Below are 24,881 nucleotides of genomic sequence, written 5' to 3'. Positions count from 1 at the left end.
GTGGTCTCGGTCACCCTGCTGGTGTCACTGGCCGTCTATGGTTCCAACGGCAACTTCAACCTGTCCGGATAGGTGGAACGTTGACCAGCAACCACAAGCCGCCAACACAACCGCGTGAATACGCAAGGCCGATCGCGGGTTTCGTTTCCATCGCCGCGATCGCCGCGGTCGTCGCCATCGCCGTCGCGCTCTTCCGGGGGGATTTCACCAGCACTGAACCGGTCACCGTCATCACCGACCGCGCCGGCCTCGTGATGAACCCCGATGCCAGGGTCAAGCTGCACGGCGCTCAAGTCGGCACCGTCTCCGCCATCGAACCGCTCCCCGGCGGTAAGGCCGCCATCCACCTCGCGATGGATCCCTCCGCGATGGAGTTGATTCCGGCCAACGTACGTGTCGACATCGCATCTTCGACGGTGTTCGGCGCGAAATCCGTTGCATTGGTGCCGCCGTCGGATCCGTCTGCGCACTCGCTGCGAGCGGGCCAGGTTCTCGACGCCGATCACGTGTCGGTCGAGATCAACACCATATTCGAACAACTCGTCTCCGTGCTGACCAAGATCGAGCCGGCAAAACTCAACGAGACACTGGGAGCGTTGGCCTCCGGGCTCAGCGGTCGTGGCGAGAAGTTCGGGCAGGCACTGTCCGACCTGGACGCCATGCTTGCAAAGCTCAACCCCAGTTTGGACAACCTCAGCCACGACATCGCGGTTCTACCAGTAGTTCTCAACACGTACGCCGACGCGAGCCCGGATCTCCTGGCGATCGTGGACAGTGCGTCCACCGTGAGTGACACGATCGTCGAGAAGCAGCACGACCTCGATACTCTGCTGCTCAGCGCCGTCGGGTTGGCCGAGATCGGCAACGAAGTACTTTCCGACAACCGGCGCGCGATCACCGAAGTTCTCGACCTGCTCGTACCCACGACCGACCTGACCAGCCAGTACCACCCCGCCCTGAATTGTGTTCTGGCAGGAATGATCCCGTTGGCCACGGCGGCGCCCTCACCGGTTCCCGGGGTTCTTCTGCTCGATTCCTTCGTGCTGGGCTCCGAACGGTACCGTTACCCCGGAAACCTGCCGAAGGTGGCGGCCAAGGGTGGCCCCCAGTGCGCGGGCCTGCCTGACGTGGGATACGAAACGCGGGCACCCTACGTCGTCAGCGACATCGACGCCAGCCGTGCGCAGTACGGCAATCAGGGCATCCTGTTGAACTCCGATGCGCTCAAGCAGGCGCTGTTCGGCCCGATCGACGGGCCGCCGCGAAACACCGCACAGATCGGGATGCCGGGATGAGCGGTGTTGGCACAGCGATCAAGCTTGGCGTCTTCTGCGCGGTGATGCTGCTGTTGACCGGCGCGCTGTTCGCGATCTTCGGCCAGTACCGCACGGGGTCGTCGAACGACTACTCGGCCGTGTTCACCGATGTCTCAAGTCTTAAAACGGGTGACTCGGTGCGGGTTTCGGGAATCCGTGTCGGCACAGTCCGCGATGTTTCACTGCGACCGGACAATACCGTCGTGGTCAGCTTCGATGCCAGTACCGACATCGTGCTCACCACCGGCACCAAGGCCACGGTTCGGTACCTCAACCTCGTCGGGGATCGCTACCTCGAACTCCTCGACGGCCCCGGCTCCACCAGGTTCGCCGGACCGGGCTCGGAGATCCCCGCCGACCGGACCGAGCCGGCGTTGGACCTCGACCTTCTCCTCGGTGGCTTGAAACCGGTGATCCGCGGTTTGAATCCCGACGACGTGAATGCCCTGACCAACTCGTTGATCCAGATCCTGCAGGGGCAGAGCGGCAACGTGGAGTCGTTGTTCGCCAAGACCGCTTCATTCACGACCGCGATCGCCGACAACGGCCAGATCGTCCGGCAGCTCATCGACAACCTGAACACGGTGATGGCGACCGTCGCCGAGGATGGGACCAAGTTCTCCGGCGCGGTCGACCGCCTCGAGAAGCTCATCACCGGTCTGGCCGCCGATCGCGACCCGATCGGGGAGGCCATCACCGCACTCGACAGCGGGACCGCCTCGCTGGCCGACCTGATGACCCAGGCACGTCCGCCGCTCGCCGGCAGTATCGACCAACTCAACCGGGTGGCTCCGTTGCTCGAGAAGGACAAACCGCTGCTCGACATCTCACTGCAGAAGCTGCCGCAGAACTACAAGAAACTCGTTCGTCTCGGCGCGTACGGGAGCTTCCTGAACCAGTACCTTTGCGGTATCTCGGTGCGGGTCACCGACCTGCAGGGCCGCACCGCCCACTTCCCCTGGATCCTCCAGCAGAACGGAAGGTGCGGGGAACCCTGATGCTGAAATACCGTGGTGCCTCGTTGATCCGGGCCGGGTTCATCGGTGTGACGCTCGTCATCCTCATCATCGCCGTCGGGCTACAGCCGGAACGGTTGTGGTCGTGGGCGACCGCCGTCAGGTATCAGGCATTGTTCACCGAGGCTGCAGGCCTAGCACCTGGCAACGACGTCAAGGTCTCGGGTATGACGATCGGATCGGTATCCGATGTCACGCTGAGCAAGGGCAAGGCGTTGGTGACGTTCACCGTCGACGGAAAGATCAGCCTCGGATCGCAGACCACGGCGCACATCCGCACCGGCACACTGCTGGGGGAGCGGATGATGACGCTCGACCCTGCGGGCGACGAGCGAATGAAACCGTTGGATGTGATTCCGCTGTCGCGGACCTCCTCGCCGTACTCGTTGACCGAGGCGGTCAGCGAGTTCACCGCGAACACCGCGGCGACCGACACCGCATCGGTGAATCGGGCCCTGGACACGCTCTCCGAGACGATCGACCGGATCGCGCCTCAGCTCGGTCCGACCTTCGACGGTCTGAGCCGTCTGTCTTCGTCACTGAACGGCCGCGATGAGTCTCTCGGTGAGCTGCTCGCCAGCGCCGCCGACGTGACCGGCGTGCTGTCGGAGCGCAGCAGGCAGCTCAACACCCTGCTGCTCAACGCCAATGACTTGATGGGTGTTCTCGAACAGCGCCGACACGCGATCGTCAACCTGCTGGCCAACACCTCGGCGGTCGCTCAACAGCTGACGGGTCTCGTGCACGACAACGAACAGGAGATGGCCCCAACGCTGCAGAAGCTGAACTCGATCTACGACATGCTCCAGCGCAACCGCGACAACATCGCCAAGGCACTCAGCGGTTTGTCGAAGTACCAAGTGACACAGGGTGAGGCGGTCAACAACGGCTTCTACTACAACGCCTTCGTCGGCAACCTCCTGCCCGCCCAGTCGCTGCAACCGTTCCTCGACTACGCGCTCGGCTACCGCCGGGGCGTGAACGCCGGTCAGCCGCCGGACAATGCGGGGCCACGGGCCGAATTCCCCTTCCCGTACAACGGCATTCCGGGAGGGTCGCGATGATGCGGCGCAAACGTCTGACAACTGCACTGCTGATCGCAATGACCGGCTTGCTCGTCGCGGGAGTCGCCGTCGTGGCGCGACAAGCATTCTTCGGCCCCAGAACCATCACCGCGTACTTCAGCTCGGCAACCGCGATATACCCCGGTGACGAGGTACGCGTCGCGGGAGTGCGGGTCGGCGCCATCGAATCGATCGAGCCCGACGGGGCGCACGCACGCATGCTGCTGTCCGTCGACCGCGACGTCCCGATTCCCGCCGACGCCAAAGCTGTGATCGTCGCGCAGAACCTCGTCTCGGCGCGCTACGTCCAACTCGCCCCCGCGTACGAGACCAGCGGGCCCACCTTGCCCGACGGCGCGGTCATCGGTGTCGACCGAACGGCGGTGCCCGTCGAGTGGGATGAGGTGAAGACCCAATTGACCCGGTTGGCGACCGATCTGGGCCCACAAGGCGATATTTCGTCGACGTCGGTCAGCCGCTTCATCGACAGCGCCGCCAATGCCATGGACGGAAACGGCGACAAGCTGCGCGAGACGATCACCCAGCTCTCTCAGGTCGGTCGGATCCTCGCCGACGGCAGCGGCAACATCGTCGACGTCATCGAGAATCTCCAGACCTTCGTCGCCGCACTGCGCGACAGTAACGCTCAGATCGTGCATTTTCAGGATCGCTTGGCCACCGTCAGCAGTGTGGTCGATGCGAGCAGGTCGGATCTCGACGCGGCACTTACTCACCTGTCCGAAGCCGTGGGCGAGGTGCAGCGGTTCATCGCCGGCAGCAGGGATCAGACTGCCGAGCAGATTCAGCGACTCGCCGACGTCACGCAGAACCTTTCCGACAACCGGCTCGCGTTGGAGAACGTGCTGCACGTCGCGCCCAACGCCATTGGCAACGGCTACAACATCTACAACCCCGACACGGGGACTATGATCGGCGGCTTCGCACTGGCCAATTTCGCCAACCCGGTGCAACTGGTGTGCTCAGCGATCGGAGCGGTGAAGAACGCGACGGCGCCGGAAGCATCCAAGGCCTGTGCCGAATACCTTGGTCCTGCACTGCGCTTGCTCAACTTCAATTACCTGCCGATGCCGTTCAACGCCTATCTGCAGAAGTCGCCCAGCCCCGGCAACCTGATCTACTCGGATCCGGCGCTCGCTCCGGGCGGAGCGGGTGAGAGCCCGCCGCCGCCCGAGATCGCACCGGCCGTATCGGCTTACACGGGTGCTGGTGACACGGCGCCGCCACCGGGTTGGAACACCCCGGCCGGTCCGCCCGGCGCCTACGCGCCGACGGGTCTGCCCGCCGCTCCGCATCCAGCGCTGTTCCCGGGCGCACCGGTTCCGCCGGGCCCGCCGGCGGCTGGCTCCGAGCCGACGACTCTCGAGAACATGTTGATGCCCGCCGAGGTACCGGCGCCGCCGGCGACTTCGATGGGGCCGTCATGACACCCGCCGGCTCGATCCGCCGCCTCATCGTCGTGGCCTGCTGCGCCGTCTTCGCGGTGACCGGGTGCACATTCGAAGGCGTCAACTCATTGCCGCTGCCCGGCACGGTCGGCCGGGGGGAACACGCCGACGTATACCGCGTCCAGATCCACAACGTCGGTTCGCTGGAACCGAATTCGCCCGTGCTGATCGGCGATGTCGTGGTGGGCAGCATCGGCAAGATGAAGGTGACGAACTGGACGGCCGACATCGAGGTCTCGGTGCGGCCCGACGTCGTCGTCCCGGCGAACGCGGTGGCTACGGTGGGACAGACCAGCCTGCTCGGGTCCATGCATCTCGCACTCGACCCGCCGCTTGGCCAGGCGCCCAATGGTGAACTCGAACCCAGTTCGACCATCGGGCTGGACAGGTCATCGACGTACCCGTCGACCGAACAGACGCTGTCGTCGCTGTCGGTCGTGCTCAACGGCGGCGGCCTCGGCCAGATGGGAGACATCGTCCGCGAATTCAACGCCGCGCTGAACGGACGCGAAGGCCAGATCAGGGACCTGCTGGTGCGGCTCAACGATTTCGTCGGAATGCTCGACACCCAACGTGACGACATCAACGCATCGATCGCGGCCATGAACCGGATGTCCGGAACTCTTGCATCGGAACGCGAAGTGATCAGCGGTGCACTGCAACGCATTCCACCCGCGCTCGACGTCCTGGTCGAGCAGCGCCCTCGGATCACGGAAGCGTTGGACCGGCTTGGGCGGTTCAGCGACACCGCCACCGGGCTGATCAACGACACGCAGGACGACCTCGTTCGAAACCTCGCGAACCTCGAACCGACGCTGCGGGCGCTCGCCGATGTTGGCTCGGACCTGGGCACCGTCCTGGCCTACGCGCCGACATTCCCCTACACGCAGAGCTTTATCGACCGTACCATACGCGGGGACTACATGAACCAGTTCATCATCTTCGACTTCACCATCCCGCGCCTCAAGCGGGGGCTCTTCCTGGGCACCCGCTGGGGGCAGGAAGGAGCGCCGATGGTGCCCGCTCCGGGTGACCCCTGGTACCTCACCTACACCCTCGATCCGTTGAAGGCGCCGATCACCGCGACGCCCACCGAGGTGGCAGGCCTGCCGCCGCTGGTGGAAGCTGTTCAGCAACAGGCGAATTCACGGCTGGCGGTAGACCACGCGCCAGGGACGGCCCCCGGACCGGTGCCTGAAGCTCCTCCCGCGACCGCCGGCGCGGTGGACGCCGGGGGAGCGGGGGGCAACTGATGTTGACTCGATTCATCCGCAATCAGCTGATCGTCTTCACCATCGCTTCGGTGGTCGGCATCACGTTGATGTTCTTCACGTACATGCAGGTACCGACATTGCTGGGCATTGGTCGCATATCGGTGCAATTGGAGTTGCCGGGCACCGGGGGCCTTTATCGGTTCTCCAACGTGACGTACCGCGGTGTGCAGGTGGGCAAGGTCCTCGACGTGCGGCCCACCCGGGAAGGTGCCGTCGCGACGCTGTCGCTGAACACGTCGCCGAAAATCCCGGCTGACGCGAAGGCCAACGTCCGTAGCGTGTCGGCGGTCGGTGAACAGTACGTGGATCTGATCCCCGAGAACGCGAACGGCCCTTTCCTGCAGAACGGTTCGGTGATCCCCCGGCAGAACACATCGGTGCCGCAAGCCGTCGGTCCGATGCTCGACCAGGTGAGCGCGTTGGTCGACAGCATTCCGAAGGACAAGATCAGCGGGCTGCTCGACGAATCGTTCAAGGGCCTCAACGGAACCGGTTACGACTTCGGCTCGCTGCTCGACTCCTCGGCCAGGATCATCGGTGACGGCGATGCAGTCGCCGACCGCACTCGGGCGCTGATCGACGACAGCGGTCCGCTGCTGGATGGCCAAGCACAGTCGGCCGACGCCATCCGCAGCTGGGCGCGCAGCGTGGCCGGCATCACCGGCCAGCTCGAGGCCGATGATGCGCAGATACGCACGATCCTCGAGGAAGGTCCAGGTGCGGCGGACGAGGCGGCGCGGCTGTTCAACGATATGAAGGCCACCCTGCCCGTGCTGCTGGCCAACCTCACATCCGTCGGCGAGGTCGGCGTGACGTATCACGCGGCGCTGGAACAACTTCTGGTGCTGTTCCCGCCGTACGTGGCGGCCACGCAGACAGTCGGCGTGGCGCGAAACAATCCCACCGGCATGGCGCTGGGCGATTTCACGTTGGTGATGAGCGATCCGCCAGCGTGCACGGTCGGATTCCTGCCGCCCAACATGTGGCGTTCACCCGAGGACGAAACGATCGTCGACACACCTGACGGCCTCTATTGCAAATTGCCGCAGGATTCACCGATCGGCGTACGAGGTGCCCGAAACTACCCGTGCCTCGACCAGCCCGGTAAGCGCGCCCCGACCGTCGAAATGTGCCGCAGCGACAAGCCCTTCGAGCCGTTGGCGATGCGCCAGCACCCGCTGGGCCCGTACCCGATCGATCCCAACCTGATCGCCCAAGGGGTCAAACCCGACGACCGCGTCGACTTCAGCGAGCGGATCCACGCCCCGCTGGAGGGCACGCCGATGCCGCCGGCGCAACCAGGGTCGCCGCTGTCCGAGGGCCAGGCTCCCGCAGCGGCCCCGAGTTCGTCGCGCTCCGATGGTGGGCCGTCCGTCGCCTTCGCTCCCTACGATCCGCAGACGGGTCGGTACTCGACGCCGGACGGACAGGTTTTCCGGCAAGCCGATCTGGTGGCGCCCGCCGGACCGCGGGCGTGGCAGGATCTCCTCGTCCCGGCCGGGTGAGTCGATCAGCCGTCGTTCATGACGAGCTTGAACGGCATGTTGATGAAGACCGGCTTGCTGACCCCGCATGCGCCACTTGTACCGGTGGTCTGGTCTTCACCCGCCAAGGTCGTCGACGCGGGATCGGTCAAACTGCCGTCCTCGTTGACGGGTACGAACCGGAACACCTGCAGCCCCGGTGCCGTCGTGCCGTCCGGACACGGGATCCAGTTCTCGACCGTGTGCTTGACGTACCAGACGCCACCCGTCTTGTAAATTGGCGCGGTCCAGCCGAAATCGCTGACCACAGTGCCCGTGCATTCGGTCGGATAGCTGCACGTCGTGGAGATGGTCCAGGTGCTGCGCAGGCTGGCTTCGTCGCGGAACACCTCGTTGGTCTTGGCGTATTCGCCGTTCGAGGTGGCGGTGTAGCGGCCGTTGAGGCCCCACTCGTTCTCGGTGGCTTGGGCGCTCCCGACGAACCCCACCCCCGTCACGGCGAACGCGACGACACCTGCTGCAACACCGGGCATCCGCATCGCCGTCTCCTTCATCGATCGTGACGAAGGATCAACCTAGGCCGGTTTCGGCGTCCAGAGCGATCCTCGTCCGCTCAGTGGAACAGGTGCTCCCGCTCAGCGGCACCGGGACCGTTCGCCGTTGTCGATGTGACGTATCAAGGAGGCCGTGCCTGTAGGACGCCGCTTCGGGAGCGCCGTGAGTTCGGCGTTGGTCGCCGTGACGCTTGTCGGCGCGGTGTCACTCGGCCCGGCGCTCGCCCACGCCGACACTCCGTATGGCAACTTCCATCTGGTGATCGACGGGCGCCACGACTTTCACACGTGGCTGTGGGCGATCTCGCGTTGTCCGGGCGACTGCCTGCACATCCAGGCCATTCCTCAGCCCATCGCGAAGGCGTTCCCCTACAGTGGCGATGCGCATCTGGCGGATGGCCGCTACACCCTGACCGTGGACGTTCCGGACGGGCTGCGGTGCGGCAACGTGTACTACGGTCCGGTGATCCCGACCAGGGACGTCTACGCGTGGGATGCGGCAACCAGATTGGGCACACTCGAGTCGTCGTTCGCCGCCGGGTGTGACGGCGCGCCGGGAGGAACCTTCACCTACCCGTTCAGCCTCGCGCGCTTGTAAACGATCGCCGCGTCTCGAGGAAACGCGTGGACGTGATCGGTCGGCATCCCGTTGAATGCCAACATGGTGAGCCAGGCCCGCAGCGGGGTGCTGATGGCGGTCGCGGCAATGCTGTGCGTGCAGACCGGCGCGGCGATCGCCGTCACGCTGATCGACCGCATCGGCGCCGAAGGTGCGGCTTGGCTGCGGCTGGCGTGGGCGGGCCTGCTCATGCTTCTGATCGTCCGACCGCGGCCAAAGGCCTTCACGTGGACAAGCTTTCGTATGTGCGTGGTGCTCGGCGTGGTCATCGCGGGCATCACGCTGCTCTTCATGGCGGCGCTCGCCCGCATTCCGTTGGGCACCGCCAGCGCGATTGAGTTCCTCGGCCCGCTGGGCGTCGCTGTCGCGCACGGCACCGGGCGCGGCCGGCTGCTGTGGCCGGGCCTCGCCGCCGGGGGTGTCCTCCTGCTCACCCAGCCGTGGGCGGGTCACGTCGACGGTGTCGGGGTGCTGTATGCGCTGGCCTCGGCGCTCTGCTGGGCGATCTACATCATGCTGACGCAGCGGGTAGGGGACCAGGTTTCAGGCATGAACGGTCTCGCCGTGTCGATGCCCGTCGCAGGGATCGTCGCCACGCTGGCCGTCGGCCCCCTGGTGCTACCGCGACTCACACTAGACATTCTGCTGATCGGAGTCGGCTTGGCGGTCCTGCTGCCCGTTGTACCGTTCGCGCTGGAACTGCTGGCGCTGCGCCGGCTCACGACTGCCGCGTTCGGCACACTGATGGCGCTCGAACCCGGCTTTGCGATGATCGTCGGCCTCGTCGTTCTGCGACAGGTGCCCGAACCGCTCGGCGTGCTCGGCATGTGCTTGGTCGTGGCCGCCGGTATGGGCGCCGCACGCGCCGGTGCTCGCACACCGCCGGTCCCGGTCGAGGTGGGTTGAGCGCCGACGAGCATGCGCGCCGAGGTAGCGTCGCTAGACGTCGATCCTTCTGCGCCGGTAGAGGGTTCCCGCCGCAAGCAGGATGAGACTGATCACCAGGATCCCCGTGGCGAGAACGTTGATCTGCGGCGGCACCGCGGCCTTCACGGCGGCGTTGACGTACAGCGGATAGGTCACCGTCGAACCGCTGACGAAGTAGGTGATGATGAAGTCGTCGAGCGACAACGCGAACGACAGCATGCCCGCCGCGACGATGCCGGGAACGATCAACGGCAGCGTGACCCGGAAGAAGGTTCGCGTCGGGCTGGCGCCGAGATCCATCGACGCGTCCTCGAGCGTCCAGTCAAAACCGCGCACCCGGGCGCGCACCGTCATCGCGATGAAGCTGACCTCGAACGCGATGTGTGCCAACACGATCGTCACATAGCCAGTGGCCCAGCCCAGATCGAGGAACAGCACCAGCAGCGCCGCACCCATCACCACTTCCGGCGCCGTCAACGGCAGCACGAGAAATGTGTCGACCGCGCGTCGACCCCGCCACCGTTGTCGCACAAGGGCTATCGCCACCAGTGAGCCCAGCACCAACGCGATCGCGGTGGACACCGCGGCGACGTTGATGCTCAGCTTCAGCGCCTCGGTCAGCGCCGGATACTTGAACGGATCCGCCCAGTTGTCCAGGGTGAAACCCTGCCAGCTGTAATTGAACTTGCCCTTCGGATCGTTGAACGAGAAGAGCACGATCACCAAGATCGGCAGGAACAGATACAGCAGCACGAGGCCGGCGACGATCCGCAGCAGCCAATCGCCCCATTTGGGCGAGCCCTTCACCCGCTTGCCCGGTGTGGGATTGGTCGCCGCGTCCATCGCCTGGACGGTCATACGAGTTCCTCCGTGCCCAACGCCCGGGTGTAGAGCAGGACACCGACCAGGATGATGCCCATCAGTACCATGCTGAGCGCCGCCGCGGCCGGATAGTCTTTGACGACCAGGAACTGCTGCTGGATCACGTTGCCGATCATCGTCGTCTGGGTGCTGCCCAGATATTCGGCGTTGATGAAGTCGCCCGCGGCCGGGATGAAGACCAGCAGACTGCCGGCCAGCAGTCCCGGAAGCGACAGCGGCAGAATGACCTTGGTGAAGCTGCGGGTGTTCGACGAGTACAGATCCTTGGACGCTTCGATCAGCCGTGGATCGATCTTCTCCAAGCTGACGTACAGCGGCAGGATCATGAAGATGATCCAGTTGTAGGTGAGGCCGCCGATGACGGCCCAGCTCGTCGACAGCAGCCGTCCGTCGGCGGGCAACAGCCCGACCGCGTCCAGTGCGTCGACCACCCAACCGTCGTCAGCAAGAATGGTTTTCCACGCAATGGTGCGAATCAGGAACGTCACGAAGAACGGCAGGATCACCAGGCCGAGGATGAGGTTCTTGAAACGCCCGGCCTTGAACGCGATCACATACGCCAGCGGGAACGACAGCAGCACGCAGAGCACCGTCGCGGTGGTGGCGTAGCCGAACGACCGCAGTATCTGCTCCTGATACTTGCTGAACGCCTCGACGTAGTTTCCGAAGTCCCACGAGAACGTCAGTGTCGGAAGGAAAATCGAGCCGCTCGCCTTCGACAGCGACATCCGTGTCAGCGAGACGAACGGGACGACGAAGAACACCGCGAGGTACACCATCGCGGGCAGGATCATCAGATACGGCGCGATCCTGCTGCGCTGCCTGCCGCTGCCGGCGACGCCTGCCATTCGTCAGCCGCCGGTGACTTCGGCGTACATCGACGCGTACTGCTGCTTCTGCTCGTCCTCGAGCGGAGCCCAGGCCTTGATCCGGTCAAGGGTGGACTGCGGAGGATTGATCAGCTGGTTCTTGCCCAGGTTCGGGTCGATCCGGTCGAGTTCCGCCGTCATGTCGGAGAGGACCGGAACGAACTGTGTGAAGGCGATGAGCTTGGCGTAATTGGCCCGGTCGTAGACGAAGTCGATCCACGCCTCGGCGGCCTTCTGGTTCTGCGTGGTGTAGGGGATCACCATCGTGTCGAGGAAGTCGGTGCCGCCGGATTCCGGAACCACGAACTGCAAATCGGGATTGTCGGCCTGCAACTGCACGACGTCACCCGAATAGGCTTGCGCGATAACGACATTGCCCGCCGCCAGGTCGTCGGCGTAGTCGTTGCCGGTGAACCGGCGGATCTGACCCCGGTCGTTCTGCTCGCGGACGAGATCGACCGCCTTCTGCACCGATTCGGTGCTGGGCGATGCGGGGTTCCCGCCCAGCGACTGCATGATCATGCCCAGGCCGTCCTGGAAGTCCGAGAGCATACTGACGCGACCCTTGAACGCGGGGTCCCACAGGTCGTCGATTCCGGTGATGTCGCGGCCGATGGCGGCGCGGTTGTAGGCGAGGCCGACCATGCCGGTCATGTACGGCGCGCTCCATTTCCGGCCCGGGTCCATCTGCGCGTCGAGCAGGTCGGGTCGCAGGTTCTTCTTGTTCGGGATGCCGTCTTCGGTGAAGTCGTTGACCCAGTTCAGGTTCCGGATCTGTGACGCCATGAACGCCGTGGGCACCACCAGGTCGGTGCCGATGTCCTGTTTACGCGACAACGGCTCTTTGACCTTGGCGAACCATTCCTCGTTGTCGTTGAAATCCTCCTTGTAGTCGACGGTGATACCCGACGCCTGTTGGAACGCGGCGATGAATCCCTCGGCCATGTACAGCGGCCAGTTCGAGATCCGCAGCGTGCCGCTGGCCGGCCCGCCTTCCTCCGTGGTGGTACCGGAGGTGCCGCTGTCTGATCCGCACGCCGCCAGCAACGACGGGCCGAGAACCACGGCGGCGGCCGCGGCGGCGCCTCCGCCGATGAAGCGGCGGCGCGACGTGCGGTTGGCGGCGAAGCGGGCGAGGCGAGGGTCCGTCTCGTAGGGCATGGCGGCTGTGCCTTTCGTCGGAGGGAGGGGAGGGGCCGACAGCTGTCGAATCGCCGCTCACGGCGGTGCCGGGTCGCCACTGGTGGCGATCAGGAATCGTCGAGCATCTCCTCGAGATCCTCGGCGGTCGGAATATCGGCCGCCGGCAACACCAGTGACGCGTCCGGTGTCCAGCACACGTGGACTGTGTCGCCGGGTCGCAGCAGCGGCAACTCCTCCTCGGGGCCGATGTGGGCGATCATCGCCGAGTCGTCCGGCGCGGCCAGCGACAGCCGGACCACCGGACCCTGGAAGGTCAGATCGGTGACCGTCGCACGCACGCCGACGAGCCCACCGGTGGGGGCGTCCATGCAGACCCGGACCCGTTCCGGCCGCACCATCAGCGTTGCGTGTCCTCCGGGTTCGATCGTGGTCTCGCCCGGCCGCGCTTTCAGCGTCGAGCCGAGCACCTCGATCTCGACGTAATCCCGGTTGGCTCGGCCGGTCTGGCGCCCCGCCCACAGGTTGGCCTGTCCGATGAAGCTCGCGACGAACACGGTGGCGGGTCGGTCGTAGATCTCGGTCGGCGTGCCGATCTGGTCGACGTTGCCGGCGTTCATGACCGCGATGCGGTCACTCATCGTCAACGCTTCCTCCTGGTCGTGCGTGACGTAGACGAACGCGATCCCGACTTCGCGCTGAATGCGCTTGAGTTCGAACTGCATCACCTGACGCAACTTGAGGTCCAGGGCGCCGAGCGGTTCGTCGAGCAGCAGCGCGCTCGGGTAATTCACCAATGCGCGGGCCAGTGCGACACGTTGTTGCTGCCCGCCCGAGAGTTGGCCCGGGCGACGATCGGCGAAGTCCGTCAGCCGGACGATCTCGAGGAGTTCGTCGACCCGCTTGCGGATCTCGCTTTTGGCCAGCTTCCTGCACCGGGGACCGTAGGCGACGTTGTCCCACACCGACATGTGCGGAAACAGCGCGTAGTGCTGAAACACCGTGTTGACGTTGCGCTTGTGCGGCGGGACCTTCGAAACGTCGGCCCCTTCGAGTCGGATCGCGCCGTCGGTGGGGCTCTCGAACCCGGCGATCATGCGCAGCGTTGTGGTCTTGCCGCAACCGGAGGGACCAAGCATCGAGAAGAACTCACCCGAGGCGATGGAGAAATCCGCGTCGGCAACGGCGACGTAGTCGCCGAAGCGTTTGGCGACGTGGTCGATCTCGATGACCGGGGCGCCTGTCGGGCGGGTCGCCTTGTTGTGTCCCGATGATCGGTCGACGGCGGTGGTGTGTGAGCCGGTCAGTGCAAATCCTCCTAGGGGCAGCCCCCGAAGCTGTGGATAAACAATCGCGGATCAAGCGGGCGCTCGCAGGCGATTCCGCAGGGGATTTACATATTCACAATGGAATCCTTTGTCTGGTGTGGTCCCGGGCACCAGATTCGCTGTCGCGGGGCAGTCGTCGACGTCAGTAGGCTGACCGCCCGGCGGCGCCGACGCTGAACCGGTGTCCTCGGACAGTTTCGCAGCCGACGGCGCCATGATCGGTCGAAACGCCGTTTACCTGCCCCGCTCCGCCGGGTACGGGAGTAGGCATGGCAGCAGTGGACGTTTCGGTGTCGTCGGACCTGAGCCCGCACAAGGCGTGGGAGTTGGCCTCGGACCTGAGCCGGTTCGACGAGTGGCTGACGATCTTCGGCGGGTGGCGCAGCGAGGTGCCCGCCAACATCGAGGTCGGCACGTGCGTGTCGTCGCTGATCAAGGTCAAGGGGTTCCGCAACACCATCCACTGGCAGGTCACGCGCTATGACGAGCCCAAGGTCGTCGAGATGGTCGGGCGGGGGCGGCCCGGCATCCGCATCGGCTTGACGCTGTGTGTGCGTGACGACAAGCCGGGTTCGACGTTCCAGGTGGTCGCCGACCTGTCCGGCGGGCTGCTGAACACGCGCATCGGCAATCTGGTCGCCAAAGTGATCGAATCCGACGTCCGCAAGTCCGTTGCCAACCTGGCCGCGTTGCGCTGACTCGCGCAGGGTTCTGGCGTCAGCCCCACTCGTGGTTCATGGCACGCGTTTCGTAGTGCGCCTCCACGGAATCCATCGGTCGTGACGACGGACGCGACATGGCGATCAACACCAGCGCGAGCGTCGACGTGATCGCGCCGCCGAGGAATATCGCGAAAAAGCTGTTCTCCATCGGCACGCCCGTTCCCGGCGCCGACCGGCTGAGCAACATGGCGACGACCGCAGCCGCGATCGAACTGCCGATGGTGCGGGCTATCGCATTCATGCTCGTGGCCACGCCCGTCTCCCCGGCGTCGACCTCGCTGACGATCAACGCGGGCAGGGCGCCGTAGCCGAGGCTGATGTAGGCGTTGGCGAGGATGCCCGCGACGATGATCTGCCACGTGTGGGAGTGCACCAGAGCGACGAACAGGAATCCGGCGATACCGGCGATCGCGGCCACGAGAAGCACGGGCCGGGCGCCGAAACGGTCGATGAACCTGCCGCTGATCAATGCGACGAGAAAGCCGGTGAACGCGCCCGGAAGCAGATAGACGACGCTGGCTTCCAACACCGTCGCGCCGAAACCGTAACCCGCTGCGTCGCGCGGTATTTGGACGAAGAGCGTCAACCCGAGGAACGCGAAGTACAGCCCCATGCCGACGAAGATCGTGGCGACGTTCGTGAGCAGGACCGGTCTTCGGGTGAGCATCGACGTCGATACCAACGGCCGGCTGATGTGACGCTCCCACCGCCACCAGCCGGCGAGTACAGCAAATGCACCAACGACGCAGCCCAAGGTGGCAGGCGATGCCCGACCCCACGTCTGGCCCTGGCTGATCGCCAACAGTAGTGCCGACAGTCCCACCGCCAAGCCAACCGCTCCCAGCCAGTCGATCGATCCGGCAACGTGGCGCGGCCGTCGTGGCACCACCAGAAGCACGATCGCGATCACGGCCACGGTGAACGCGGTCGTCAACCAGAACACCCGGTGGTAGCCGGCGTCGCCGGTCATCAGCAGGCCGACCACGACGAGGCCGGTTCCGCCGCCGAAGCCCAGTGTCCCGGACAGGACCGCCATCGCCGACATCAGACGATCGGGGGGCAGTTCCTCGCGCAGGATCGCGATGCTGATCGGGTAGAGCGCGAACGAGGCGGCCTGAAGCACGCGGGCGACGATGAGCACGTGGAGTGACGACGTGATGGCCGCCAGCAGTGATCCGGCCAGCACGACGACGAGCACGCCGAGCAGGACGTGATGTTTGCTGTGGAGGTCGGCAAGTCTGCCGAGCAGCGGCGTGGCGGCGACGGCGGCGAGCAGATTGGCGGTGACTGCCCAGCTCACGCCGACGATGGACGCGTCGAGTTGGTCGGCGATGATGCCGAGCACCGGGACGACGGCGGTCTGCAGGACGGCGACGGTGAGCACCACGATGGACAGTCCGGCGACGAGCAGGCGCGGAGAGCGCTCACGACCGATCGTGGGCGACTGCGCCGCGCCGGTCCCGACCACAACCGCTCCGATCCTTAGATGACCTTCCGTTTCGTCGATTATGTCTGCGCGTTCCGCGGGCACCCGTACCGGGCGGTGCAGGCGCCGCGGCTACGGTTCGCTGTTGACGACGGGTTGGGCGGTGGTGCTGATGAAATCGTCGAGCAGATCGATCACGTCGTTCGGCCGCTCCACGTGGGCGAAATGCCCGACACCCTCGAGCACTTCCAACCGGCATTCCGGGCGCGCCTCGTGCGTCGCGTACGCATGGGCGACGGGGATGATCCGGTCTTCGTCGCCCCAAATGGCCATGATGGGCAGCTCGTTGGCCACGTGCAGACGGTTCAATGCGCTGACCGCCTGGCCGCGATAGTCGACGACCGAGCGCAGGGTGCGAAGGAAGGCATGGCGCGTCTGGGCGTCCGCCAACGACGAGTAGGCACTCCACATTTCCGCACCGCGTGGCGATTGGATACCGACCGTGCGGAACCAACCACGCAGCTTGTTGCCGACCGTGAGAACCGGCGGGGGTGCGATCGCGGGCAGGATGAACTCGGCTCCCGGCGCCGAGAGCAGGCGAAGCGTCCAGCCGACGTCGGGTCCCAGGCCGCCGCTGCTGATCAGGACGAGGCGTTGGCAGTAGTCGGGATGCTGATAGACGAACTGCATGGCCACCCCGCCGCCCAGCGACTGGCCGACGATGGTGGCCTTGGCGACCCCTAGTTCGTCGAGCAGGTCGCGTAGCCACACTGCGAACGCGCCCAGCGAGTAGTCGCCGCGGGGCTTGTCCGATTGGCCGTGCCCCAACAGGTCGGGTGCGATCACCCGATAGCGCCGAGACAGCTGCGGGATCACCGCCCGCCACGTGTCGGAACTTCCGGCCATCCCGTGGATCAGCAGCAGTACTTCCGCGCCGCTGCCGACGTCTCGGTAGGCGACGCGATCGCCGTGCAACTCCAGATAGTCCATCTCGGTCATGAGCGTGGTCCCTTCCGGTAGGCATCTATACCCGGATCGGGACGCACATATCGCTCGGACGGTCAGGGATCGGCGTGTTCGGCGGCGAGCTGTTCGACCGAAGCGCCGTCGACCAGCCGGTCCAGCGCACCGATCATCGTCGGGCATTCGCGGGCGGGATGGTCGGCGGGGCAATGCAGCGCGTGCGTGAGGAACTGCTGGGCCCCGCGCGCCTGCGCGATCACGTCGTCGAGCTGGCTGATCTGCTGGCGCACGAGTTCGCGCCACTGCGGACTGGGCGCGTCGAGGACGGCCGCTGCGGTGTCGAGCGGAAGGTCCAGTCTGCTGAAGATCTTCAACAGTGCCAGGCGGCGCAGTTCGTCGGTTCCGTACATGCGACGCCCGGCCAGCCGGCTAACAGGGCGCACCAGGCCGCGTTCGTCGTAATAGCGCAGCGTCGACGGCGCCATCTGCAACTGGGCGGCGGCCTCGCCGATGGGGATCGCGTCCATGCGGCCATTTGACTTCAAGCCGACTCGAAGCGGCAAGCTCGTCATCATGAACGCACCCGAGAATCTGCCCGTCAACCATCACGCCGACCATCCCGGCGTCTCCGGCCCGATGGGTGCACTGGTCGGGCTGGTGTTGATGCTCATGGGGCGGCCGAGCGCCCGACTTGCGGCGGACCTCACTGAGGTGTCGGCCGCGGACACCGTGGTCGACATCGGGTGCGGTCCCGGTTCTGCGGTCCGCGAGGCCGTCCGTCGCGGTGCGGTGGCGACGGGGGTCGATCCGGCGCCGGTGATGCTCCGGCTCGCCCGCATGTTCACACCCGACGGTTCCGTCGTGTGGACGACGGGGACCGCCGAGAGCGTGCCTTTGTCGGACCAGTCGGCGACCGTGGTGTGGTCGCTGGCGACCGTGCACCACTGGCAAGACGTTGCCGTCGGGCTCAGCGAGGCGGCCCGGCTGCTGGTTCCCGGCGGGCGCCTGCTCGCCATTGAACGACAGACGGAACCGGATGCGACGGGCTTGGCCAGCCACGGGTGGACGCGCGAGCAGGCCGAAGCGTTTGCGGAGCTGTGTCGTGCTTCGGGTTTCGTGGACGTGACGGTCGGCGCGCACAAGGCGGGGCGGCGCGACGTGTGGGCGGTCACTGCCATTCGTCGGTAGCTTTCGTTGGTCGCTTGCGGTGCCGAGTGTTCGATCTGCTAGACCTTGACGACGGGCAACGGCGCCGGCTGGGCCCTGCGACCGGCTCGGCAATCGGGCTAACACGTTCTCTGGCAGGACATTACGAAAGGGTGAGCGGATGAAGGCAGCGGTCGTCACCGGCGGGGGCTCGGGGATCGGACGCGCGGTCGCGGAGAGGCTGCGCGCCGACGGCTACCACGTCGCCTCGGTCGACCTGGCACCGAGCGACGAGGGGTTCGCCTTCACCGCCGACGTCACCGATCGCGGTCAGGTCGACGCCGCGCTGTCGGCGGTCCGTAGCCAGCTCGGACCGGTGTCGATTCTGGTCAATGCCGCGGGCCTGGACGGGTTCTCGCGTTTCGGCGACATCACATTCGAGCAGTGGCGACGAGTCATCGACGTCAACCTCAACGGTGTCTTCCACTGTGTACAAGCGGTGCTGCCCGACATGGTGGACGCCGGTTGGGGTCGGATCGTCAACATCTCGTCGTCGAGCACGCATTCCGGTGCGCCGTACATGGCGCATTACGTGGCGGCGAAGTCCGCGGTGAACGGGCTGACGAAGACGCTGGCGCTCGAATACGGCCCGGCGGGCATCACGGTGAACGCGGTGCCGCCGGGCTTCATCGACACACCCATGCTGCGGGCCGCCGAGTCGCGGGGCCATCTCGGAGACATCCAGGCCACCATCGACGCGACGCCCGTCCGCCGCATGGGCAGGCCCGAGGACATCGCAGCCACGTGCGCGTTTCTCGTCTCAGAAGAAGCCGGGTACATCACCGGCCAGATCATCGGGGTCAACGGCGGTCGCAACACCTAGCCGTGGCGAGCCGTGAGCCCTGTGCGAGGATCCGCAGATGAGCACTGATCCTGTGTATTTCACGCCGACGACGGACGGCGCTCTGATGCCGTCGATCTTTGCCCAGAGCCACTGGGGCAATGATCACCTCAACGGTCCGGCCATCGTCGGGTTGGCCGCGCAGATGCTCGAGAAGCAGTGCGGTTCGCCCGACTTCATGCCGACGCGGATCACTGTCGACCTGTTTCGGGCGGCGCGCAACGTGCCGACCACTGTGGACGTGCGGGTGATTCGTGACGGTCGCCGGGTACGCAACGCGGAATGCGACGTCATGCAGGACGGTCGGCCGGTCGCACGTGCCACGCTGGTTCAGTACCGGCGATCGGTCGCGCCGCCGGGTGAGGAGTGGACCGCGCCGGACGGTGCGCCGCAATTGCCGGCTCCTGATGGCGAACTCGTACCGTTCATCGGCAGCGATGACAGCGGTTGGACGCGATCGCCCGTGGCTCACCAGAACACTTCTCGCAAACGGTTCTTCTATACGAGCCCGAACATCATTGCCGGAGAACCGGTCTCACCATTCGTCAGGGCGGTCAACGTAGCAGAGTCGACGAGCCTGGTGACGAACTTGGGCACCGAGGGAATCGGCTATATCAATGGTGACCTCACGGTGGCCTTGTCGCGCTTGCCGTTCGACGATTGGATCCTCGTCCAGGGTGACTCGCACTGGGTCGCCGACGGGATCTCTGTCGGCACGGCTACGCTGTTCGACCGGCAGGGCGCGTTCGGGTCCGGGATGGTGACCGCGGTGGCGAACCCGGCCGCGCAGATCGACTTCCGAGGCCGGCCGTTCCCGCGGGGTGAAATCAACTACGAGTGACGTGACGCTTTGTGGTCAGGGCTTCTTGCGGGTGCGTCCACCGGGAGAGTTCTTCTCCGACGGCTGACTCGAGGTCCGTGACGCGAAGCGGCCCACGGTCGCAACGCCGGGGATTCGCCCAACCGCGTTGTAGACGTCGTTGCCGGTGGCAATCAGCGCCTCGAGTTGCGGCAGGATGGCATCCATCGTCCGGATCATCGGATCGGCTAGTGCGAGATAGCGTTCGGCGCGGTCGATCGCCGCGTTGAGGCGTTCGGTCGCAGCGGCCAGATTCTCGATGAGATCAGGCACTTGGGCCATCATCTTCACCGAAGCCGGCGGGATGCGCATCGCTTCGGTGGCGGCGGCCTGGGCGGTCTCGGCGGCCGCCTGTGCCGCCTCTCTGATTTCTTTCGGGGTGGGAACCTTGGGACTCATGTGACAACGATCCCGCACGGCGACCAGGTTGTCCGGTATTTGCCACGAACGATTCGCCGGATGGACAGGATCAATTCAACGTGTGGCGAATTTGTCGCCGACAAGCGGATAACTGGATCGCTCGACCCGAGATCAGAAAGCGTCTGTCCTCCACCTTTCAGCGTCCGCGTCGGCAACGTCGGTGACAGCCTTGTGGTCTGCCGCGCATTGACCCTGTACATTCTCGGTGATCTTGACTTCTGTTGCGCTTCTGCGTGTCTCGTGGCTAGCAAACGTCTGGGCTGCCGCAGTTCACGGAGCTATGTCAGTGGTCGTCGTTATGCTGACCGCATGGCTACGGAATTTACAGTCCGGGGATCCTTTGCGAAGTCGCAGCCACCTGAGCGCGCCACCGTTCACGCTTCCATTAGCTACGAGGGCCCGTCGATGGAGCCGGTGTACACGCGGGTGGCACGCGACTTGGACGTTGTGCAGAAGTCCGTGGCAGAGCTCAAGAACAAAGATGACGCGCCAATCACCTGGTGGTCTGCTGCGCAATTGAGTACCTGGTCGTCTCGGCCTTGGAATCAGGAGGGTAAACAGCTGCCGCTCGTCCATCACGCTGGTGTCAGCATCGAAGTGAAATTTCGCGACTTCAGCGCGTTGTCGTCCTGGGTCGGCGAGCAGATCATCAACGTCGAAGGCTTCCGAGTCACGAGCATCAAATGGGCATTGACGGCAAACCGACGCCATGAATTGATCCGAGAGGCCCACGAGCGAGCCGTCCACGACGCCGTCGAGCGCGCCCAGCAGTACGCCGACGCTGTTGGTCTCGGCAGGGTCAGACCTGTTGCGATCGCTGACTCCGGCATGCTGCAAGCGAACCTGTGGCCCGACGGGGCTCACGGCGATGCGCTGACAGTGATGCGAGCGGAGTCCGGACCGGTCGGAAGTGGGTCTCGCGTCGGTCTTGTGCCGCAGGACATTGAGATCGCTGCCTCGGTTGACGCCCGCTTCGTCGTTGAGGGCTCAGACGTCAGCTCCTTCAGCCACAGCTCTGGCACCGAAGAATCGCGCGAACTGAAGCGGGAGGACGCGCACGATCGCGAAAGTGACGTGGGTGTGGGGGAGTTTCGCGACGACGATCCCGGCTATCTAGCTTGGCTCAACTTGCACCGCGATGGGTACGTGCTCAATATCGCGCGAAGCTACAGCACAAGCGGAGCGCGTGTGCATCGTGCCGATTGCTGGACGATCAGCGGTGAGCACTCGCACGGAAACACTCTGACTGGACCGTATGTGAAGCTTTGCGCGAAGCAGCTGTCCGAACTCGACCAGTGGGCGATCAACGAAGTCGGCGCTCCGGTAGCGCGGTGCGGAACCTGTCACCCGGAAAATGCTGCTGTACAGCCTGATCCAGGTCCGCGAGCGACCGCAGCCCTTGTATCGGCGGCTCGCCACGACATTCGTGGGGCGGCGGACGATGGTGTAGTCGAGGCCTGGGCCGACGATTACATCCGTTTTGAACGCCTGCCTGACTGGCAACGGCAGCTGCGGGACGAGATCCGAAGTCGTTGCAGACAACTGGAACCCTCGGCGGAGCAGGTGTTGCACGCGACGTTCTTTGGGGCCAAACATCCCAAAGCCGACGTCGAGAATCTCTTGCTCTACTACATTGACTCGTTCAAAGTCGCGGGGAGTCAGGGGATCCGTTTCGAGCACGGCTCTGGAGTGCTCCCGGGGCCTAATGCTGGCGAGTTTGCGTTCGGCTACCGTTACGCACTCGCGCCGCGCTCAGGCACTTTCACTCATTGGCGGCAAGGGCGGACGTTGGCCGCGTTCGACTGGACCAACCTAGAGTCGTTCAAGAGTGACAATCAGTTGGCGCCCGTGTGGCTGGCGTTGCGCCGTGGCGAAACGAAGGTCTACGAACGGGCTGCATCCGACGCGCCGTTCGCCGTCCGAGTCGAGATTCGACCGCCGTATAGACGGCAACCTGTCTGGGGCGGGCTGCTTAAGGGGGTCTTAGATGGGGTCACCTGTGCATATCAGGCCCACACTGACACGGCGGTCCTTTCAGAAGCCGCCGCACGGCTCGCCGCACTTCTTCCGGCGGATTCCTTAGAAATAGAGGAGCACCTGCTTGATCAACGGCGTGCCGTACTCGGCGTTGTCCACCGGCTCATCTCCCCATACCGCGGGGGAGTCAAGTGGGACCCTTCCGACCACCTATGCGTGGCTGGAGATCTGCTCGCAGCGGAACCGGTCGACGACCGGTGGGCGATCCGCGGTGAGATCGTCGAGGTACTTCGGTGACAATGCCCGAGCGCCCACTACCTACGCCTGCGTGCCCACACTTCAATACCTACCGGCGACGTGAGGCTTGCTGCGCGAAAGACACGACCGAGCTGGAGGTCCGGGACGCTTGATTCTCCGCTCGATCGGAGCCGGGATGACGACGAGATATGCACCGTGGGGGGAACGGATAGTGACCGAATGTCGCAAGTGCGCGGCGGGGATATGCAGCCACGGGGAGCAGTGTCCGATGATGATTCGGTGGTACGACGATCCGTGGGACGGCACATTCTGGCGGCGCTGCGAGTGCAGAGCCTGGAGACACGCGACGGTGTATCCAGTAACGATCAGGAACATTACAAAACGCTGACAAGTGAGGCCTATGTGCGACTTATGCTCGCCTGGACGGGCATCCACGTCGGGGGACACGCCAAGGTGTGAAACGCCTAGTGACGTAATGCGAAGTCGCGGTGAATAATTCGTGTGCGACTCTATCGGTCACTGCCGCTGTCAGGACAGTGACTCCTTGCTTTGGGTGTCGACAGCGTGTGGTGACACGTTCTGCAGCAGTCAAGGGTGCCGAATACGTCGCCACTAATTGGCCCTGGCAGGGGAACAGAGTTTACCTCGAGTCAACACGCGTCGGTGCCCGGTTGCATACTGGGCCGCGTGCTGACAATCACCGCCATTCGTGGCGACATCACCGAGCAGAAGGTTGACGCGATAGTCAATCCCGCGAACGCTGCTATGCGCGGAGGTGGCGGCGCGGACGGTGCGATTCATCGCGCGGGAGGTCCCGCGATCCTGCGCGACTGCGTCGAGAGGTTCCCCGCCGGACTGGCCACAGGTGACGCCGGTTGGACGACAGCAGGAGACTTGCCTGCCCGGTGGGTCATTCACACCGTCGGTCCGAACTACAACGTTGGCCAGAGAGACCGGTCGCTTCTGGAATCCTGCTACCGCCGGGTCTTGGAAGTTGCTGACGAGCTTGGCGCCCGAATCGTTGCGTTTCCACTTATCAGCGCAGGCAGCTTCGGCTGGCCACGTCAAGATGCCATCGCAGCCGCAATAGACACCATCGCCGCGTCCGACACGCAGGTCGATGAGGCGCGGCTCGTAGCTTTCGACTCGAAGGCGCACGAGGAGATACGTTCGGCGCTCGCTATCTGGACTCCGATCCGCATGTTACCTCATTGCCGGCGAGTTCGGTGAGACTGCCGGTTGGATACAGAACTGAGGTGCCGTCGCAGTTCCAAGTGGCGACGACCCTGCGTACGTTTCCTGGTTCGCCGAACTCATGCGACTCGTCGAGCAATTTCGGTTGTCGCCCATCGCTTACGCCGAATACTTCGACGCCAGCGAGGGATGGGAGACCGGCTGGGGTAGCGGCAACCGGCGTCCTCGCCCTCCCGAGCCGCCCATCGTCGCCCCAAGGAGATCAGCCCCGATGCACCCAATGCCACAGAACTCGATCCCCAGCGACGCCGGGGAAGTCCTGTACCGACTGGCGGCGATTCTGCAGAAGGCGACAGGTATCTTCCCGAAAGTGAGCGCGGTGGAAGGAACGCTTATCCCACGCGGAGACCCGCTGTTGCCCAGCGTCACAGTCAAATTCGACGCTAACCATGTCCGCGGTGCCGACCGCGCAGCTCTCTTCTTTGACGACGAGTACGTTCATTTGGGTGTCTGGCCAGCCGAACTCCAGTCCCAATACACCTATATGTATTCCGACCCGGCGAGAGTTGACGCCCTCCTCGAACTGAACACCCACGGCGGCTTCACCGTCGAACCCAACTTCCAGCTTGCACACCGGTTTGCCCAACCGCTTCAACGCTGGTTTCCAACCAGGTTGCTGTCTGTAGATGACTACTTGCATCAGTGGATTGACGATTTCCGTGACGGGCGCGCTGGCGGTCGAACTCGCGATCAGGTAGCCGATCCGCGCTTCTTCCAGTGGCTGATGGGTCGCCGCTACGCCCTTTCCGCTGAGGAGGAAAGCTTTCACGAGTGGCTGGAAAGCAAAGGAGCCGGCATTCAGGTCCACGTACGCCCGGGCATCCAAATTCTCAGAACCTGGCCGTACAGAGAAGCGCTTGCGATCGAGGGTCAGAACGAGTTTGTTGCGCAGGTGCGGGAAGCGATAGATCGGATACTGACGGTGCTCGGCCAAACGCGGCTAGGTTTCACGAATGGAACGGTGGGCTGAGAAGTGAGAAGAGTAGGCGTTGCGGCACTCGACTCCATCCAGCGCA

At 64.8% G+C, this 24,881-nt stretch carries 24 protein-coding genes; 15 read left to right on the top strand and 9 right to left on the bottom strand.

What is annotated here, in order from left to right; all coding sequences use genetic code 11:
- Positions 1-80 precede the first annotated feature (80 nt).
- Genes AU193_RS04205 through AU193_RS04180 form a run of 6 tightly spaced genes read left to right on the top strand, consistent with a single transcriptional unit; the run spans position 81 to position 7,641 of the window.
- Complete coding sequence (locus AU193_RS04205) at positions 81-1,295, top strand: MCE family protein (protein ID WP_064421083.1); 1,215 nt, start codon at positions 81-83, stop codon at positions 1,293-1,295.
- Entirely contained in the window at positions 1,292-2,314 is a 1,023-nt protein-coding gene (locus tag AU193_RS04200; RefSeq protein ID WP_064421082.1) for an MCE family protein, read from the top strand. The genes AU193_RS04205 and AU193_RS04200 overlap by 4 nt, the downstream gene beginning before the upstream one ends.
- Positions 2,314-3,396: an MCE family protein gene (locus tag AU193_RS04195; protein WP_064421110.1), complete on the top strand. Its 1,083-nt coding sequence runs from the start codon at positions 2,314-2,316 to the stop codon at positions 3,394-3,396. Before AU193_RS04200 ends, AU193_RS04195 begins: the two co-directional genes overlap by 1 nt.
- Positions 3,393-4,841, top strand: a complete 1,449-nt coding sequence (locus AU193_RS04190) for an MCE family protein (RefSeq protein ID WP_064421081.1) — start codon at positions 3,393-3,395, stop codon at positions 4,839-4,841. The genes AU193_RS04195 and AU193_RS04190 overlap by 4 nt, the downstream gene beginning before the upstream one ends.
- Positions 4,838-6,115 (top strand): MCE family protein, encoded by a 1,278-nt coding sequence (locus AU193_RS04185; protein ID WP_064421080.1) that lies wholly within the window; start codon positions 4,838-4,840, stop codon positions 6,113-6,115. The genes AU193_RS04190 and AU193_RS04185 overlap by 4 nt, the downstream gene beginning before the upstream one ends.
- The gene (locus AU193_RS04180) at positions 6,115-7,641 is read left to right on the top strand and encodes an MCE family protein (RefSeq protein ID WP_064421079.1); all 1,527 of its coding nucleotides are present in this window, start codon (positions 6,115-6,117) and stop codon (positions 7,639-7,641) included. Before AU193_RS04185 ends, AU193_RS04180 begins: the two co-directional genes overlap by 1 nt.
- 5 nt (positions 7,642-7,646) lie before the next feature.
- Here AU193_RS04180 and AU193_RS04175 read toward each other — a convergent pair whose 3' ends face one another.
- Positions 7,647-8,159 (bottom strand): hypothetical protein, encoded by a 513-nt coding sequence (locus AU193_RS04175; RefSeq protein WP_064421109.1) that lies wholly within the window; start codon positions 8,157-8,159, stop codon positions 7,647-7,649.
- 178 nt (positions 8,160-8,337) lie between these two features.
- Here AU193_RS04175 and AU193_RS04170 point away from each other — a divergent pair, with 178 nt between their 5' ends.
- Both AU193_RS04170 and AU193_RS04165 read left to right on the top strand, forming a co-directional pair.
- A complete protein-coding gene (locus tag AU193_RS04170) occupies positions 8,338-8,772 on the top strand; it encodes a hypothetical protein (RefSeq protein ID WP_172798209.1) in 435 nt (144 codons plus the stop codon).
- Between the two features lie 63 nt (positions 8,773-8,835).
- Positions 8,836-9,699: a DMT family transporter gene (locus tag AU193_RS04165; protein ID WP_064421078.1), complete on the top strand. Its 864-nt coding sequence runs from the start codon at positions 8,836-8,838 to the stop codon at positions 9,697-9,699.
- Between the two features lie 33 nt (positions 9,700-9,732).
- On the opposite strand, the gene AU193_RS04160 is transcribed toward AU193_RS04165, so the two are convergent.
- The 4 genes from AU193_RS04160 to AU193_RS04145 form a co-directional block, all read right to left on the bottom strand.
- Complete coding sequence (locus AU193_RS04160; protein ID WP_064421077.1) at positions 9,733-10,578, bottom strand: ABC transporter permease; 846 nt, start codon at positions 10,576-10,578, stop codon at positions 9,733-9,735.
- Complete coding sequence (locus tag AU193_RS04155; protein WP_064421076.1) at positions 10,575-11,450, bottom strand: ABC transporter permease; 876 nt, start codon at positions 11,448-11,450, stop codon at positions 10,575-10,577. The genes AU193_RS04160 and AU193_RS04155 overlap by 4 nt, the downstream gene beginning before the upstream one ends.
- A gap of 3 nt (positions 11,451-11,453) precedes the next feature.
- The gene (locus AU193_RS04150) at positions 11,454-12,632 is read right to left on the bottom strand and encodes a spermidine/putrescine ABC transporter substrate-binding protein (protein ID WP_064421075.1); all 1,179 of its coding nucleotides are present in this window, start codon (positions 12,630-12,632) and stop codon (positions 11,454-11,456) included.
- Positions 12,633-12,721: 89 nt separating this feature from the next.
- Positions 12,722-13,750 carry an ABC transporter ATP-binding protein gene (locus AU193_RS04145; RefSeq protein ID WP_253867607.1) on the bottom strand — a complete coding sequence of 343 codons (1,029 nt, stop codon included), beginning with the start codon at positions 13,748-13,750 and terminating at the stop codon, positions 12,722-12,724.
- Between the two features lie 458 nt (positions 13,751-14,208).
- Here AU193_RS04145 and AU193_RS04140 point away from each other — a divergent pair, with 458 nt between their 5' ends.
- Positions 14,209-14,637 carry an SRPBCC family protein gene (locus AU193_RS04140; protein WP_064421073.1) on the top strand — a complete coding sequence of 143 codons (429 nt, stop codon included), beginning with the start codon at positions 14,209-14,211 and terminating at the stop codon, positions 14,635-14,637.
- Positions 14,638-14,656: 19 nt separating this feature from the next.
- Here AU193_RS04140 and AU193_RS04135 read toward each other — a convergent pair whose 3' ends face one another.
- The 3 genes from AU193_RS04135 to AU193_RS04125 form a co-directional block, all read right to left on the bottom strand.
- Entirely contained in the window at positions 14,657-16,129 is a 1,473-nt protein-coding gene (locus AU193_RS04135) for an MFS transporter (protein WP_064421072.1), read from the bottom strand.
- Positions 16,130-16,219: 90 nt separating this feature from the next.
- Complete coding sequence (locus AU193_RS04130; protein ID WP_064421071.1) at positions 16,220-17,086, bottom strand: alpha/beta fold hydrolase; 867 nt, start codon at positions 17,084-17,086, stop codon at positions 16,220-16,222.
- A gap of 62 nt (positions 17,087-17,148) precedes the next feature.
- Entirely contained in the window at positions 17,149-17,577 is a 429-nt protein-coding gene (locus AU193_RS04125; protein ID WP_064421070.1) for a MerR family transcriptional regulator, read from the bottom strand.
- Positions 17,578-17,623: 46 nt separating this feature from the next.
- Between AU193_RS04125 and AU193_RS04120 the strand changes: the two genes are divergently transcribed.
- The 3 genes from AU193_RS04120 to AU193_RS04110 all read left to right on the top strand — a co-directional run bounded on the left by AU193_RS04120 (position 17,624) and on the right by AU193_RS04110 (position 19,938).
- Positions 17,624-18,238, top strand: a complete 615-nt coding sequence (locus AU193_RS04120; protein ID WP_064421107.1) for a class I SAM-dependent methyltransferase — start codon at positions 17,624-17,626, stop codon at positions 18,236-18,238.
- Between the two features lie 139 nt (positions 18,239-18,377).
- Entirely contained in the window at positions 18,378-19,079 is a 702-nt protein-coding gene (locus AU193_RS04115) for an SDR family NAD(P)-dependent oxidoreductase (RefSeq protein WP_064421069.1), read from the top strand.
- A 37-nt stretch (positions 19,080-19,116) separates the two neighbouring features.
- On the top strand, positions 19,117-19,938 hold the full coding sequence (locus AU193_RS04110) for a thioesterase family protein (protein WP_064421068.1): 822 nt from the start codon (positions 19,117-19,119) through the stop codon (positions 19,936-19,938).
- Positions 19,939-19,953: 15 nt separating this feature from the next.
- Here AU193_RS04110 and AU193_RS04105 read toward each other — a convergent pair whose 3' ends face one another.
- On the bottom strand, positions 19,954-20,355 hold the full coding sequence (locus AU193_RS04105) for a hypothetical protein (RefSeq protein WP_064421067.1): 402 nt from the start codon (positions 20,353-20,355) through the stop codon (positions 19,954-19,956).
- Positions 20,356-20,415: 60 nt separating this feature from the next.
- Between AU193_RS04105 and AU193_RS22715 the strand changes: the two genes are divergently transcribed.
- From AU193_RS22715 to AU193_RS04090, 3 genes are all read left to right on the top strand, one after another.
- Positions 20,416-22,650, top strand: coding sequence for an SIMPL domain-containing protein (locus tag AU193_RS22715; protein WP_253867605.1), 2,235 nt, complete (start codon positions 20,416-20,418; stop codon positions 22,648-22,650).
- Between the two features lie 648 nt (positions 22,651-23,298).
- Positions 23,299-23,841, top strand: a complete 543-nt coding sequence (locus tag AU193_RS04095; RefSeq protein ID WP_064421066.1) for a macro domain-containing protein — start codon at positions 23,299-23,301, stop codon at positions 23,839-23,841.
- A gap of 85 nt (positions 23,842-23,926) precedes the next feature.
- Entirely contained in the window at positions 23,927-24,835 is a 909-nt protein-coding gene (locus tag AU193_RS04090; RefSeq protein WP_156425110.1) for a hypothetical protein, read from the top strand.
- Positions 24,836-24,881 lie beyond the last annotated feature (46 nt).

The sequence above is a fragment of the Mycobacterium sp. GA-1285 genome (assembly GCF_001499905.1).
In the GTDB taxonomy this organism is placed as follows: domain Bacteria; phylum Actinomycetota; class Actinomycetes; order Mycobacteriales; family Mycobacteriaceae; genus Mycobacterium.
The sequence above is the reverse complement of the archived record's forward strand: the minus strand, read 5'-3'. Positions and strand labels throughout refer to the sequence as shown.